Annotated in this window: 14 protein-coding genes; 5 read left to right on the plus strand and 9 right to left on the minus strand. The window is 53.7% G+C overall.

Features of this window, described 5'->3' with window-relative positions:
* Positions 1-23 precede the first annotated feature (23 nt).
* From RKA07_RS09825 to RKA07_RS09840, 4 genes are all read right to left on the minus strand, one after another.
* Positions 24-1529: a flavin-containing monooxygenase gene (locus tag RKA07_RS09825; RefSeq protein WP_200204695.1), complete on the minus strand. Its 1506-nt coding sequence runs from the start codon at positions 1527-1529 to the stop codon at positions 24-26.
* Positions 1530-1678: 149 nt separating this feature from the next.
* A complete protein-coding gene (locus tag RKA07_RS09830) occupies positions 1679-3376 on the minus strand; it encodes a GMC family oxidoreductase (RefSeq protein WP_200204696.1) in 1698 nt (565 codons plus the stop codon).
* On the minus strand, positions 3304-4959 hold the full coding sequence (locus tag RKA07_RS09835; RefSeq protein ID WP_200204697.1) for an acetolactate synthase large subunit: 1656 nt from the start codon (positions 4957-4959) through the stop codon (positions 3304-3306). Before RKA07_RS09835 ends, RKA07_RS09830 begins: the two co-directional genes overlap by 73 nt.
* A gap of 53 nt (positions 4960-5012) precedes the next feature.
* On the minus strand, positions 5013-6626 hold the full coding sequence (locus tag RKA07_RS09840; protein WP_200204698.1) for an FAD-dependent oxidoreductase: 1614 nt from the start codon (positions 6624-6626) through the stop codon (positions 5013-5015).
* A gap of 146 nt (positions 6627-6772) precedes the next feature.
* On the opposite strand from RKA07_RS09840, the gene RKA07_RS09845 reads away from it, so the two are divergent.
* Positions 6773-7822, plus strand: a complete 1050-nt coding sequence (locus RKA07_RS09845) for a helix-turn-helix domain-containing protein (protein ID WP_200204699.1) — start codon at positions 6773-6775, stop codon at positions 7820-7822.
* On the opposite strand, the gene RKA07_RS09850 is transcribed toward RKA07_RS09845, so the two are convergent.
* Together RKA07_RS09850 and RKA07_RS09855 are read right to left on the minus strand one after the other, a co-directional pair.
* The gene (locus RKA07_RS09850; protein ID WP_310966225.1) at positions 7806-9545 is read right to left on the minus strand and encodes an N-acyl-D-amino-acid deacylase family protein; all 1740 of its coding nucleotides are present in this window, start codon (positions 9543-9545) and stop codon (positions 7806-7808) included. The two genes, RKA07_RS09845 and RKA07_RS09850, sit on opposite strands and share 17 nt — an antisense overlap.
* A gap of 85 nt (positions 9546-9630) precedes the next feature.
* Positions 9631-10395, minus strand: a complete 765-nt coding sequence (locus RKA07_RS09855; RefSeq protein ID WP_310966226.1) for a helix-turn-helix domain-containing protein — start codon at positions 10393-10395, stop codon at positions 9631-9633.
* A gap of 154 nt (positions 10396-10549) precedes the next feature.
* On the opposite strand from RKA07_RS09855, the gene RKA07_RS09860 reads away from it, so the two are divergent.
* Positions 10550-10819, plus strand: coding sequence for a YiaA/YiaB family inner membrane protein (locus RKA07_RS09860; RefSeq protein WP_200204705.1), 270 nt, complete (start codon positions 10550-10552; stop codon positions 10817-10819).
* 4 nt (positions 10820-10823) lie between these two features.
* The gene (locus RKA07_RS09865; RefSeq protein WP_310966227.1) at positions 10824-11549 is read left to right on the plus strand and encodes a PspA/IM30 family protein; all 726 of its coding nucleotides are present in this window, start codon (positions 10824-10826) and stop codon (positions 11547-11549) included.
* 58 nt (positions 11550-11607) lie between these two features.
* On the opposite strand, the gene RKA07_RS09870 is transcribed toward RKA07_RS09865, so the two are convergent.
* Genes RKA07_RS09870 through RKA07_RS09880 form a run of 3 tightly spaced genes read right to left on the minus strand, consistent with a single transcriptional unit; the run spans position 11608 to position 13164 of the window.
* Complete coding sequence (locus RKA07_RS09870; protein ID WP_310966228.1) at positions 11608-12573, minus strand: type II toxin-antitoxin system HipA family toxin; 966 nt, start codon at positions 12571-12573, stop codon at positions 11608-11610.
* Positions 12551-12850 (minus strand): HipA N-terminal domain-containing protein, encoded by a 300-nt coding sequence (locus tag RKA07_RS09875; protein ID WP_310966229.1) that lies wholly within the window; start codon positions 12848-12850, stop codon positions 12551-12553. The genes RKA07_RS09870 and RKA07_RS09875 overlap by 23 nt, the downstream gene beginning before the upstream one ends.
* A gap of 14 nt (positions 12851-12864) precedes the next feature.
* Positions 12865-13164, minus strand: coding sequence for a helix-turn-helix transcriptional regulator (locus RKA07_RS09880; protein WP_310966230.1), 300 nt, complete (start codon positions 13162-13164; stop codon positions 12865-12867).
* 265 nt (positions 13165-13429) lie between these two features.
* Here RKA07_RS09880 and RKA07_RS09885 point away from each other — a divergent pair, with 265 nt between their 5' ends.
* Positions 13430-14230: a hypothetical protein gene (locus RKA07_RS09885; protein ID WP_310966231.1), complete on the plus strand. Its 801-nt coding sequence runs from the start codon at positions 13430-13432 to the stop codon at positions 14228-14230.
* On the plus strand, positions 14188-14593 hold a 406-nt coding region (locus tag RKA07_RS09890; protein ID WP_310966232.1), incomplete at its 3' end, for an S-type pyocin domain-containing protein. The genes RKA07_RS09885 and RKA07_RS09890, both read left to right, overlap by 43 nt.

Here is a 14593-nt window from a genome sequence, read left to right on the forward strand (position 1 = left end):
CCCTTTTCTATCGCAGTTTGGCTTTAAGCTGTTCTGGCCTGCTGAAGAACATCTGACTCCCGGGCTGAAGCGGAAGCCGCAGTTTCAAACTGCATATTCCCATCATCCACAGGGTCGTTAACCAGCATTTTTTTATCCTTGCCGTAGTGCATGGTTATCCTCCAGGGATCTGCCTTACCCTGCCGAGGCATTTTATCGATTGCCCGCACGATATACCCGGGTGCAAACCCATCCAGCACACTGGCATCGGTCGCGTTATTTCCTGTGTCTACTGCGGTTGCAACAGACACTCCTGTTTTATCCATGTGAGCAAGCAATCGGCACAAGTAGCGCCCGCCAATATCGCACTTTAGGGTCCAGGGCGCGTTGGTATACCCGAAAATCCACCCGTAGTTTGGTACATCCTGAATAAGGATACCTTTGTAAGCCATTTTTCTGGGCAGATTCACCTCCTCGTTGTCGATGCTGAGTGTCGATCCCCCCATCAACTGAACCTCCAGGCCAGTCGCAGCAACAACAATATCTGCGTCGATATGCTGGCCGGATTTCAACACGATACCTGTTTCATCAAAATGATCTATATGGTCGGTTACGATGTCCGCCTTGCCCGAACGCAAACTTTCAAAAAAGTCGCCATCGGGCGCAGCGCACAAGCGTTGATCCCAAGGCATGTACTCAGGTGTAAGGTGGCGTTTATCAACGTTTGGGGCATGTTTGTACATATGCGACAAAAACATCTTGCGCATCGGTTTAGGCCAGCGCTGGCAGGCGAGATATAGAGCACGCTGGAATAGAATGTTGCGCCGGCGGGCGAGCTTGAATACCCAGGCTTTTGGCAAAAACCTGTTCAACACCATGGATATTTTATCGGTGTTCGGCAGGGACATAATGTAGCTGGGTGAGCGTTGCACCATGGTGACTTTTGCAGCTTTATCCGCCATGGCGGGCACCAGTGTTATGGCTGTAGCGCCACTGCCGATAACCACCACTTTTTTGCCACTATAGTCGAAACCTTCCGGCAAACTCTGAGGGTGAACGATATCCCCTTTAAAGACTTCTTCCTTTGGAAAATCCGGACGGTAGCCCTGATCGAAGTTGTAATACCCGGCACAGTTAACCAGGAAGTTACAGCTCACCACCTTCTCTTCGCCCGTTGCTTCCTTCACGGAAGAAAGAACCCACTTTTGGTCTTTGGTCGACCAGTTAGAGTTTTTGAGTTTCAGGCCAAATTTGATCTTGTCGTACAACCCGAACTCTTCTGCCGTTTCACGTACGTACTCGCGAATATCGCCGCCTTGGGCCAATACGTTATCGGAATGCCAAGGCTTGAAGTTAAATCCGAAGCTGGCCATGTCAGAATCGGAGCGTATACCTGGGTAACGGAACAAATCCCAGGTGCCTCCCACATTTTCCCGGCGCTCCAGTATCGCCAGGGACTTTCCGGGGTGTTCCCGCGCAATGTGGCATGCCGTGCCAATGCCGGAGAGCCCGGCACCGATAATAATAATGTCGTAGTGTTCAATGGCCACCTGAGTTTCCTTTTTGTTATTCGTCAACCAATGGTAACTCTGATTCTCTCAAAGGCAGTTGCGACAATATCGACAAAACAAGACAGATTTTTGATATAACACGACAGTCTGTCGCCATAGTGGCAAATCACAGATTAACCGGGAGTCGCTCACAGCCCAATTGCCGACGGATTAAGAATGCTGTGCGCGCCCTTCTCGGCAATCATCACCGTAGGTGCATGAATATTGCTGCCGGTGATAGTGGGCATCACAGATGAATCGATAACCCTCAGCCGTTCCACTCCATGTACCCGCAGCTCAGCATCCACTACAGCCATGACACCCTTACCCATGTTACAGGTGCCAGCAGTGTGGTAGACCGTCTCCACATGGTCCCTCACCCACTGGGTCAATTCCTCATCGCTCTGGATCTCCGGCCCCGGGCTTTCCTCACCGCCATGGAAAGGTTTCATGGCGGGCTGGGACAGAATGCTTCGGCCCAAGCGAATGCCCCGCACCAACGCATCAAGCTCCTTTTTCTGATCAAAGTAGTTGGCCTGAATAACCGGAGCTGCAAAAGGATCGGAACTGCGCAACAAAACACGCCCACGGCTTTCCGGACGCAGGTGGCAGATGTGCAGCACGAAGCCCGCAAGCATGGATGTAAACAGGCCACGCCCATGGGGCTGCATGCGTATGGCGGCAAACTGCAACTGCAGATCCGGGATTGGCTCGCTGGGCTGCGAGCGCACGAAGCCACCGCAGTCCGTGGGGGTAAACACGAAATTTTTCTGCCTGAGCATCCGCATGAAAAACGCCATGCTGTTGCGAGTTGGAGCCACCGCCAGCGAGGTGCCGGTTTTGTCCCGGCAGCGAATGATGACATCGGGATGATCCTGCAAATTCTCACCAACACCTTGCAGATCATGGACCAAGGGGATGCCGTGGGCTTCCAGTTCCCCGGCCGGGCCAACACCGGAGAGTTTTAGCAGCTGCGGTGAGTTGATAACGCCCGCGCTGAGAATAACCTCTTTGGCCGCGTTCAGGATTTCGCGAGGCCCCTTGGGCCCGTTGCGGCCAATTTCAACGCCAGTCGCAACCCTGCCCTCAAAGCAGATCCGGGTAACATGCACGCCCGTCAAAACCGTGAGGTTGGGCCGGCCCGCGGCTTCATCCAGAAACGAGTAAGCGCTGTTGGCCCGCTGCCCCGAAGGGGTCTGTGTTACCTGGAAAAAACCACAGCCTTCCTGCTCTGCATCATTGAAATCCTTTTTGACGGCCTGGCCAGCTTCACCACAGGCCTTCACAAAAGCCTCGCTAACAGGAAAATGGTAGTTGGTATCCACAACATCCATGGTCCCCTGATCGCCATGCCAGTCGTTCGCTCCACGCCCTTGCCGCTCCGAATGGCAGAACCAGGGTAATACACTCTGGTAATCCCAGCCGCGATTACCCAATGATGCCCAGTGGTTGTAATCCTCCGGATGGCCCCGGGTGTAAATCATGGCATTGATTGAACTGGACCCGCCCAGTGCGCGCCCCCGTGGCCAGAAAAACGGGCGGTTGCCGGTGCGTGCTTCAGGCTCGGTGTGATAACGCCAGTTGTAGGTGCGGCTATTCATCAACATCAGCATGTTCAGGGGGTTACAGTTGCGTATCCAGTGTGTGCGGTCGCTGGGGCCAGCCTCCAGAAGGCAAACCCGGTTTCCCGGATCTGCCGACAGTCTGTTGGCCAATACACAGCCGGCAGATCCGGCGCCGATGATGATGTAGTCGTACATGGCGGCTCCCGGTATCAGGGTGCGATCTTGTTTTTCAGGGTACGGGTTACCGACACAGGCAAGCTCGGTAACGAACGCAACACCCAAGGTAGGATTTTTCTTTTCAAGCCACTCAGGGATTCCGGCACCATGGCCTCGATCAAGTGGGGGCCCGGCTGTGACAGGGCGTAGTCAAGGGCATGATTGAAGGCCTCGGCGGTGTCAACCCGCACGCCGTGAACTCCCATACCTTGGGCCAATTGGGCGAAGTTCAGCACAGGGCCATTCAGATCCAACTGGGATTTGGCCTTGTCGCCCACCTCTTCAGCGCCTACACGCTCCAGCTCTATATTCAGCACCGAGTAAGACGCATTGTTGAAAATAATGGTGGTGACATTCAACTGCTCACGGGCCATGGTCCACAGGGCTTGAATGGTATACATAGCCGTGCCGTCGCCGATCAATGCAATCACCGGGCGTTCCGGACAGGCAATCGCGGCGCCGACAGCGTTGGGCAGGCCCTGGCCAATGGCCCCTCCGGTAAGGGCAATCATGTCATGACGAGGCGAACCTGCGGTCATGGCATTCAACATTAACCCGGAGGTGATGGCCTCATCGATAATAATGGCGTTCTCTGGGAGGTAGTGGCCAACTGCTTTACAGACTTTCGGCGCGGAAAGGCGACCACGGGGTGCCGATGGGCGCTGTAGCTGCTGCAATTCGGGCTGAGCTTTGTCAGCTCCCAGTGCCGCGGCTAGCTTTTCAAGGCTGCCCCGGGCGTCCTGTTCGGGGCTGGACAAGGTGTGAACGGTGCAACTATCCGGTACGAGATAACTCTTTTTCCCGGGATAGGCAAAGAAGGAAACGGGCGCTTTGCTGTCCACCAGTATCAGGTGATCAATGTCGGCCAGTTGCACGCCTGCCAGTTCCGCCAGATAGGCAACTCTTTCAACCGGAGGCAGGCCTTCGCCGCGCTCTATGCGTGTCGGAAAGGTTTCTGCCAAAAGCTTCACACCTTTAGCGGCGGCGATTTTAGCGGCTGCCATGAGAGCCGGTTCCCGCAGAGCTCGGCCACCCAGCAGCAGCGCTGTCTTTTTTCCGGAGCGAACGGCATCAACCGCAGCTTGAATGGCGCTATCGCCGGCAGTTGGAGACTCAACTTGTTTGGGCACAACCGAGGGGCTACCACCCTCTCCCCACGAAACATCTGCGGGCAGGATCAGCGTAGCCACCTGGCCGGGCAGTCCGCGGGCTGTCGTTATGGCATCGACGGCATCTTTGCACAATTCGGCCGTGGTTTGAGATGTGCGGACAAAACCCGGTGACACATTACGGGCAACGGTTTCGATATCCGACTGGAGCTGCGCATCGTATTTCACATGGTCGATCGCGTGATCACCAACAATGTTTACCACCGGCACCTTGCCTTTGCGCGCATTGTGCAAGTTGGCCAAGCCGTTGCCTAATCCGCAGCCCAAGTGCAGAAGTGTCACTGCTGGCTTGTCAGCCATCCGGGCGTAACCATCAGCCGCACCAGTTGCCACGCCTTCAAACAGTGCCAGCACGGCGCGCATTTTTGGTTCATCATCCAGCGCTGCCACAAAGTGCATTTCGCTGGTACCAGGGTTGCTAAAACAGACTTCGATACCCGCGTCCACCAGGGTTTTCATCAGGGCTTGCGCACCGTTCATCGTTATTCTCCTTGTTATTTTCTATCAGTATTCGGCTAGCTTCTTTACCTGGATTAGGTGCTCGAAACGATCGACCGCGCTGCTGCTCTGGCAGTCAAAATACAACCAGGCAAAAAAGTGCCTTCCAGAGACCGCTTGCCGTTACAGCCGCCGCCACCGAAACCGGCGGCTTCACCCACACAGTAGAGCCCTGATATCGGTTGGTTGTCTGGGCCAAGGGCGCGGGATTGCAGGTCAGTACGCAAGCCACCAAGGCTTTTGCGGGTAATCAATTGCATGCGCACGGCGATAAACGGCCCGGCACCTTTCTTTTGCAGTGGCGCAGGCTTGCAGGTACGCAATTTATCCGGCCCCCACTGGCGGGCATGAAGAATACGGCGAATCTGATCGTCATTTTCCAGCTTGCTGCCCGCGGCAAAATTCGCATCGAAAGCATCAGCCGTAGCCTGCAGTGTGGCCGGATCGACATCGTGGGAGCGGGTCAGCGCATTCATTTTTCCTGTCAGCTCTTCGAGTGTGTCAGCAACCAGGAAATCATCACTTTCACGGGCCATTTGTTTGACCAGGTTATGGTTGCCGGTCAGGGTCTCGAACACAAAACGAATCAACTGCTTGTCGCGTATTCTGTGATTGTGTTCGGCTCCGGAGATGGCGAATTCCTTGGCGGCAATACGCCAGTTCAACAGGTGCCAGGTCCAGGGTTTTTCCTGCTCGGCAACACGTTGGCAAAGCCAATGGGTGTCAAAGCCGGTCACCAGCGGCTCCGGGCCGATTCGCTTGCCTTTGTGATCAAGCCACAAGGCAGATTTGCAAGGAATGGTCGATAAGCCGTGGCCTTTAAAATGCGGATACGGATGGGGAAAGCCGGCGGCGTAGTTCCACATTTCACCCGCATTAACGATATTTCCACCCAGTTTGTTGGCCACTTCGTGGTGCAGCTTGCCATCAGCGTATGGGTGGGCACCGTTCAGCATGGTTTTTGGCATGGGCCGATCTTTCGGCCAGTTAGCACGGGTTTGCTGGTGGTTGCCGTTGATTCCGCCAGTAGCCACCACTACCGTCTGCGCCGTTAAATGGATCGGCTCACCGGTTTTATCATTGCTGCCAATGGCTCCGGTAACGCGACCATCACTGCTCTCCAACGAACTGATACTGTGCTGATGCAATACCGTGAGGCGATTTCCCTCGGCGGCATCCTCCATAGCCGAAATCAGAGTTCGGGTGAGCTCTCGGGAAGTTCCAAACACTATGTGATAGCGCGGCACACTATTCCCTTCGCCTAGTCGACCCCGCTCAACCCAGTTCACTGCAGGCAAAAACTTGATGCCTTCGGCTTTCAGCCAGTCGTAGACCTCGCTGCAGGAATTCTCCACATAGTAACGAGCCCAGGCCAGGGAGTGCTCGTCGCTGGTGTCCAGCTCACCAAAGCTGATCCAGTCTTTGAGGGCACGCTCGGGATTATCCGGAATACCCATTTTTCGTTGCAATGGTGTGCCGACCAGAGCCATGCCGCCAAACGCCCACAACGCCAGCCCGCCCAAACGCTCTGGTGTATCCCTGTCTACCAGCGTGACGGTTTTGCCCGCCCGAAGGAGCTCCAGCGCGGTGACGATACCGGCTATACCTCCGCCAATAACAAGCGTGTCTGCAGTAACATGGCTGGCCATAAAGAATCTCCTTGGGGCAAGTAGAACATCAACCTTGGTTGGCCGTTAGGATAACCAGATTAGAACAGATCAACCTTATTTACTTGACCAAAGGCGAATCACAATTTGACAATACACGAACATAAGTCATTTTCAGGACAGGCGTCATGCAATATTTTGCACGCAGCGGTGCGTTAGTGGGCTTTCCCGAACTGGTGCGTAGTTATGGCGAGCACCCCTACCGCTTGATGCGGGAGGTCGGCCTGAGCCCAGCGGTCCTGAAAGATACCGATCTGTATATTCCTTACACGAGCCTGGCAGCGCTGTTGGCCCTGGCTGCAGAACGATGCTGTGCACCGGAATTTGGCGCCCGGCTTGGGTATCGTCAGGGCTTGGAAGCAGTGGGCGCACTGGGATCATTGATGTGCATGCAGTCCACTATTGCAGATGCAGTGCGCATTCTGCTGAGAAATCTCGCCTTTCACGCTCACGGCGTCCAGATTGATGTGGATATCAGTGGGCCGGTGTTGGAAATGCGGATGGCATTCGCGTTTGAAGCCCGTACGGACTGCCACCAACTGATGGCACTCAGTTTGGCGCTGCTGGTCAGTGGCACAAAGCAACTGAATGCGGGAGCCCCGCGGCCGGAAGAAGTGGAATTGACCGCACGCGATAACGGAAATTTCGAGGCATACCGGGCCTTCTTCGGCCCGAACCTGCAATTTGGTGGGCTCGAAAACCGCGTTCAATTTCCTGCATCAATCCTGCATCTGCCCGTTCTGGCCACAAACGATGTGCGCCAGCGTATCAGTCAGCAGTGGCAAAAGAGCCAGCCCCAACTCAAGGTAACTGGCCTGCGCTCACAAGTAGACAGAACCATCACAGCCCTGCTCCCCACTGCCGAATGCAGCCTGGATACCGTTGCCCGTGTATTGGGCAGCCATCCACGAAGTTTGCAGAACCGCTTGAAATCCGAGAACACCAGTTTTGGCGAGCGCCTGAGGGTTAACCGCCAGCGCCTGGCTTGCCAGTACCTGAAAAACACAGACATTGATCTGTCCCAGCTCGCAATGAGCCTGGGCTATACGGACCTGGCGCCATTTAGCCGGGCTTTTAAAACATGGAAAGGATGCTCGCCGCGGGCTTGGCGCAAACAAGCCCGATCTGGCTCTGTGGATTTCGAAGTGCCTGCAGACCCGGTTAACGGGCGGGAATAAACGTACCGTAGCCCATCTCGCGACCAAACTCCGGCAAGAACTGCTCATCATCCACCGCCAGTTTTCCATTGATCATAACGGTTTTCACAATACCCGGGTTACGGTTAACCAGTCTTTGAAGATCGAAGTTTTCCATTTCGCCCCAGGACACGTCTTCCAGATTCTGGTCAAAGCCTGAGGGATCCAGCACCACCAGATCGGCTCGGTCACCTACCCGGATCTTACCGGCTTCTATACCAAACCAATCGGCTTGATCGCCTGTCAAACGGTGAACAGCCTGCTCCATGGTCATTACCGGATCGCCCTCGTCGATGGACTCCTGGACCAGCTTCAACATGCGCAACGGCAGGTTGTAGAACGCCATATTACGGATATGGGCACCGGCATCGCTGAAGGTAATAAGTGTAGTGGGGTCTTTAACCAGCTGTTTGAGAACCTGTTTTCGGTGGTTTCCGACAGTGGTGTACCAGCGTATTTTCTTACCGAACTCCACCACCAGGTCGAGAAACAAATCCACCACATGAATACCGCGCGCCTTTGCTACTTCTTCAAAGTTCTTACCGATCAGTGATTCATCAGGGCAATCGATGATCATGGCATCACCGAAATCCCTCTGCCAAACCCGAGGGCTCAGTTTTTCACCATAGAACTTCCGGAAATTACGACGGTATTCCTCGCTTTTCAGCAAGTCATTTCGCTCGACCGCATCTTTCAAATCCAGAGCCATTTCCCCGGCTCCAAACTCTTCAAAGAACACAACATCAATACCGTCTGCGTAAACCGTGAAAGGTGTAGGCAGCACCTGCCAGCGGAAGTCTCCCCGCAAGGCATTGGTAAACATGGATGTTAGCTTGGTGAGAGTTGTTAGCGCGGCGCTGCCTTTCAAATCCATCTGGCTGATCAAGGTGGTTTTTAACGGCCGCCGTAACAACCCCACACACTCCCGCACATATTGCAGAATCTGCAAGGGCGTAGCGGCATTCGGCGCGCCTTGATGCACCCGATTATACTGGCGCACCAACTTGTTTAAACGTGCGACCTCACCCCACTTGGCGTAAGTGCTGGGCAAGCTCTTTGACCACTCCCGATCACCATCCACCTTGTCCCACTTAAGGCACATGGTCGACAGGCCGAGAAACCCTTCATCAAGCGCCTCTTTCAGCAAACGCTCCATGGTCCGCATTTCTTCTTCGGTGGGCTGGACGGCCAAATCTGTGGCTCGGCTTAATCCCATCACCCCAACTCGCATGTCGCTGTGGCCCAGCAAGCTGACAACATTCGGGCCAAGGGGCATCTGCTTGATGTGCTCTACCCACTGTTTTGGGGTCGTCCAGGTTTTGTGCTCTTTCAGGATCGGCAGCACCCGTTCCCTCGGCACGGTTTCAACGCGGGTAAAAATGTCTGAGGCATCCTCATAATCACTGCAGATCATGCTTAGCGAGCAACTACCCACCAGCACCGTCGTTACGCCATGACGAACCGATTCAGAAAGGCTCGGGCTCACCAGCAATTCGGCATCGTAATGGGTATGAGTATCCAGAAATCCCGGCGTAACCCATTTGCCATAGGCATCGATTACACGGATTGCCTGATCATGGGGAATAGGGTCTGCAGTCACTTTTGCAATACGGCCGTCTTTGACCGCCAGATTACGAATGGAAGATGGTGCGCCAGTGCCGTCGAAGTACCGGCCGCCTTCGATGATGAAATCGTACGGGGTCATCGCGTTATCTCTTTTTGGATCTTGTTATTGTAGGTATTCGATCTTATCAGGATAACCGAAGCTGATAACAAACCCCACTTTGTCGTCAACGGCTAAACGGTGGGTAGTCCTTATGCGAATCGGGGCGTCGAAAACTGTCAAAAGACTCAATCTCCCATGGGCGCATGGCCATCAACAGGCTCACCCCGAAACGATGCTCCAAGGGCAGCGCAAGATCTTCCTCATGGCAGTGCCTAAACTCCAGAGCCAAGCGTTTGAGCTTCTGCTGAACCACCTCGTTGGACTGAGCGGACAGCATGCCACTCACAAACAGTCGCAATTCACCGGGGTGATTAAACCGGCACTTCAGAAAATCCTGCTGCACTTCAGCCTCGAAAAAGCGCTGTATAGGCCCGCCCGGCTGCCAGGCGAAATCATGACTGAGCAACAACTTGAATCGGTTACCGGGTAGCAACTCCAGTACCCCCATGCGATCCAACCTGGCCAGATAGCCAATCAAATCGGTTTCAGACACATCGTAAACCTGATGGATCTCCTGAAACTGCCACCGGTTCATGGCGCAGACTGCCACCAGTAACAGTCGCACATCCGACACCAGTTCCTGCTCTTGTTCCAGACTCAGTTGCTCGACTTCAAGCTCTGGCGACAGCTTGCGCACAACATCACTGATCTCAATCCCCATCAGCGCACAAATCTGGTCGAGACGCTTGAGGGAAAACTGCTTCTCGGAAAACAAGCGCTTAACACTCGCCTCTGAGAGATCCAGAGCATTAGCTACGTCCTGATAGGTCAGGCCATGAGACCGTAGCTGTCGTTTAAGCTCACCGACAATGGCACTGGTTTGCGCCATGGAATCACCTCTCTTTGAGTTCCAGCCAACAAAAGTATCATCAAACGATACTTTAGATATACACCACTGATACTTTTTGGGGATCACTCGCGGCGTATCCAGCGATAGCGCACAGTTCGGCTGTCCCAACAACAAACCCAAAGAGGAAGAAATCATGGATAGCGAACTGAAGAGCAACTCAAACTCCTGGGTATTTTTTGTAAAGGTTTCGTTTGCGATTGCACTGTTTGCCGCCGCCGCGGGTGTGGTGCTTGCGCCCGTTGATATCGTGATAAAAGGCTACATGGCGATCAGCGCTCTTTTTCTAGTAAGCACCACCATCACCTTGTCGAAAACCCTGCGTGATGAACACGAGCAACACCGAATTGCGAACCGCATTTCCGAGGCTAGAACCCATCAGCTGCTAAAAGAATACGGGGAGTAACACCATGAGCATTTGGCGCAAACTGAACACACTATTCAGAGCATCGGCCCACGAACCGGTCGCAAAGCTGGTGGACGCTAACGACATGCGTATCTTTGAACAGGAGCTGCGGGATGCCGAGCAAGCCATTGCCCGATCAAAGCGAGAGCTGGCTCACCTGATGGCTGAGAAAACGCGACTGGAACGCGACAACGCCGGCCTGCAAGCTGCTATTAACAAACGGGAGCAGCAAGCCAGCCAGGCATTGGAGCAAAACGAAGAAACCTTGGCGCTGGAGCTGGCCAACCTGATTGCAGAGGATGAAGCCCTACTACACCGCCAGCAGCAGCAACACGCAAAGCTACAGCAACAGGAAAGCGAACTGCGCCGCCAATTAAGGGATTCCGGCCGTGCGCTGAAACACTTCTACAGTGAGATGCGTCTGGCGAAAGCCAACCGACACGCCGAACAGGTCACCCGCCAGCTTCGGGGCCACGCAACCGGATTACACAGCCACATGGAAGACTTGAACGTTTCAGCCAATCGAATACGTGCCCGTCAAACCGAGGCGGAAGACGTAGAGGACGCTTTGACTAAGCTGGACCAGGAACAACAGCACGGTGACCTGGATGCCCGCTTGAAAGCCGCCGGCATCGACAACGGAGTGAGCGATGGAGCGAAAGTTCTGGAGCGATTAAGGGCTGCCCAGGATCAGAGTGAACGGACTGATAGCAGCCAACCTCAACCATGAGTGAATCGAGTCAGGCTACCGGGTGGTGGCCTGACTCCAGGATTAGCTCAACGTATTTCTAGGCGGCCATAAATTTGATTCGTTGTTTAACAAGCTCCTCATACTCTGACTTGGCCTCTCCCGGCATAAAAGAATTTTGGATAATCCCGGAGGCGTGTACGCCAACACTTTTGACCAAACGATTTAACCGACTCCTCAAAGCACTGGCTCTTAGCCCTGCCCTGGCACCCATCTCGACAAAGTCGGAACCGGAATAAAAACCATTGCCCATTTCTGCATAGTATTTTGGCTCATCACCGCCCTTAAGCATGGCGAGAGCCATTGGGCTATCTGCCTTCGAGCTATAGAGCGATGATCCAAGAACGTCATAGCAAGGAGCAAGCCGGAAAGAGGGCTCGTATAAAAAGCTTATGTTCTTTAAATGGTGATCGTCGTTCCCAACCAGGTAGCTGAATGCCAAGCGGTCAAATAGTGATGCCGCTACCGCATCACCTCCGTGTTCTTTCACAAGCGTCAGAACTTCTTCATAGCTTGCAGCCGTGTATTTCAAGCCTGAGTCTGAATTCGCTATTCCCAGTGCCTGCATTGCGTCCTCTTGGTGGTACTTGGTTCCATCAAGAAAGTTTCTGTCGTAACGCCGTATAACAAACACCAAATGGCCATCCTCAAGCCTGATAAGTCCACAAGGTGGCACTTCGAACCCAATTCGGGCCATGAGCTTCAGCGTTGCGTGCTCGTTCTCAGCAACGTTAGGGTATTCCTCAGGAGAGGGCTTCATAATGAATTGGCCGCCACTGTCGACCAGCTCCAGCTTTCCCTCTTCAATGGCCAACTGGCACTTCATCTGCACACCACTGATCGAAAAGCCATGGGTTTGCTTTGGCATTTCAGTGACCAGATCTCTTCGGCTCTCAGACAAAGTGACGTCAATCTTATCGGTGCCGAACAGATCCTTCAGGCACTTTGAATGGTATCCCGAAGTGGTTTTGGCATTGATCTCTTTAAGGCATATCAAGCAATTCAAGGGTTACCGCTCCTGGAAGGTCTTTTCCGTTATGAACCAGCAACGAAAACTCATCGTTCGGATCAATTCTTTGTTCTTTAGCTTGTATTCGTTTCAACCAACCTTCACTTACAAGGCCGCTGAAGTACGGCGGCAACCCTTCATATTCATAGGGCTCCAGTCGCAAGGGTAAACTCAAACTTAGAGGCGGTAGTCGCATTTGGAGATAGGCCGCGTCGTAATGAAACGTTACGGTTGTGCCCGTGCGTTCCAGCACGCCGGCCAACCTACCATTCATTCGGACACAGGCTCTCATGAGAGGTCTACCCATATTTTTACGTTCAGAACATCACACACCGTTTGAAGGGTCTGGATCCTGGGGTTACCTGAACCTCGCTCTATTGACCGATAAGTGGTTGGGGATACCCCAGAGAGCTCTGCAACTTCTGCAGGTGTCATGTTTAGTGATTCACGCCTTGTAGCCAGTAGCTCCGGAAGCTCTTTCAGTTCGCGCAGATCAGGGCTTTCTGAGGCTTCTATTGTGTGAGCCAGAGCCTGAAGATGTTTTATTTGATCCTTCACTGCTTTAAGAATACCTTGCTTGGTCTTCATAACTCACCCATATGTTCGCTATTATGACGCAAAACCACACCAATGATGGATGTAATCATTATACTGATTAAAAAGTGCATATAAAACACTAAACTGACTTTTAGTGTCGATTTTCCCGAGGAGCGTTAATTTGTTGACTCAAGGATGATTATCCGGTTGGGGTTGAGAGACTTAATGCAGGCTTGGTCCAATCAAAAATTTCCTGTACATTCGACAACACCCAAGGCATGGATTATGCCGATTAATACTTTGTGGGAACACGGACGTGACCAACATAGCAGACCCGCACTCGCTTGCGCTTTATGAAGCCTTGATGATAGAGGGTGGCTGGGATCAATATTCCGATAAGGAGTTGGCCAGCTATCTCCCGAGCTCCAGTTATACCTCTTCCCGTTTACGAGATCAGCTTGCCAGTGGCGAGTTGGTGTTGCTCAAAGAGATACCAGAGGTTCCCGTATTCAAGTTGGTTTCCGGGAGCATTGTTCCTGCAGAAAGCGCCTCTGTGGCCATTTCTGGAGATGCTATCAGCGCCTTCTCGCAACGGTTTGAAAACCAGCAGCCATTTCGTTCAGGGGCAGCCGGCTATGCCCACAGCGATAACCTGCCACCACCGCCAAAGCTCGATTATACGCCGGAAGGCCCGGTCATTGAGCCAGCCACCGAGCCTCTGCGGCCAGTAGTCATCTCGGAAAACTTTGCCTTGCCGCCACTGGGGCCTAAGGTATTCGCCAAATCCTGCACCCGGCCATCCGGGGACACTGCCAGCAATGAGGGGCAAGAAAAGGCCAGTAACTTTGGCACACTTGCGATGCTTGCCCCTGCCACGGTTATCAGCCCTGGTATGAACGGCTTGCGGCCATTGAGCTTGATCTCCGGCTCGGCCATGAGACTGACCAATGGCTGGGCCATGGCGGCGCGCATCGGGCCAGTGTGCTCAGCACCGCCGCCAGCACAGCGCTTTTGGCACTCTGGCCCTCCAGGCTGGGAGACGGCACGCTATACACCGAGGAAGAACTCCGTGAGATGGTCGAGGCGACAACTCGGGTTCGCTTTCATTTGCATGTAGATGCCACCGGAAACCTCAGGGTAGCTGGCTATCACGTCAACGAAAGCACCGGATACAAAGACCGGGTTCCGGTTGCCCATGCACAGCGTGTGGGCGAGAATTTTGAAGTAGTGGTGGATGACGATTTCACTCTGGTCTGGTACCCGGATGAAAGTGGCCATCGCCTGGTAACAAGCACTGAATACCCGGCCGATTCCGGAATTGATCCTTACAGCATTCTGGTGACACCGATCCAGGAGGATGGCCAGGAACACTCGCCTCCGGGATACCAGCGGCCCTTTGAGGATCAGGTTGAACTGATCGTGAGCTTTCCGGCGGACAGCGGGATTGAGCCGTTGTATCTGGTATTCCGGAAGACAGCTC

The sequence above is a fragment of the Marinobacter xiaoshiensis genome, from assembly GCF_031631795.1.
Classification (GTDB): Bacteria; Pseudomonadota; Gammaproteobacteria; order Pseudomonadales; family Oleiphilaceae; genus Marinobacter; species Marinobacter xiaoshiensis.